The following is a 525-nucleotide window of genomic DNA, read 5'->3' as shown; positions in this document are numbered from 1 at the left end:
CGCCAAGCGTTGTGAATCACTCTTAAATTTATTGTTATGAGGCAACTTGAAGCGACAAAGAAAGGAAGTTTTCATCGCTTTCAATCACCTTATAGCCAAGAGATTTGTAAAACCTTACCGCTGACTCATTTCTAGTAAAGCTTGATAAGGTTACGTGACTACGCCCTTGCTCTCGTGCTATTTCGTGAACCATATTCATTACCCTTCCACCCAATTTTTGATTTTGAAATTCTGGAAACACGATGAGTAAATGTACATGAAGTGCATTGTCGTAAGGCTTGAAGCATAGCATTCCAACTTGCTTGTTATTGAGATAAACCCAGTGAAACCAATGCGGCTCATAGTCACTTTTTAAACGATTGACCTGAAAGTCATCACACCAACCAAAGACGGCATCAACATGCGAATAAAGTCCTTGTTTTACGACAGAGAACAGACTTTCAAAATCATCACTTTTTATTTGTATTAGTTGAATATCCATATGCCTCATAACGCCAAATTAAGGTGTGAACAACGCTACCACCC

General features: G+C 38.9%; 1 protein-coding gene. It reads right to left on the bottom strand.

The features are described 5' to 3' along the window. Nucleotides 1–34 precede the first annotated feature (34 nt). Nucleotides 35–490, bottom strand: coding sequence for a GNAT family N-acetyltransferase (locus ACQEXU_RS22020; protein WP_258500418.1), 456 nt, complete (start codon nt 488–490; stop codon nt 35–37). Nucleotides 491–525 lie beyond the last annotated feature (35 nt).

Source organism: Vibrio sp. TRT 21S02 (genome assembly GCF_050113675.1).
In the GTDB taxonomy this organism is placed as follows: Bacteria; Pseudomonadota; Gammaproteobacteria; order Enterobacterales; family Vibrionaceae; genus Vibrio.
This window is presented reverse-complemented; position numbering and strand designations above follow the sequence as displayed.

Excerpts from the sequence above, each read along its gene's own strand:
- ACQEXU_RS22020 (WP_258500418.1), bottom strand. The coding sequence starts at position 490 with ATGAGGCATATGGATATTCAACTAATACAAATAAAAAGTGATGATTTT.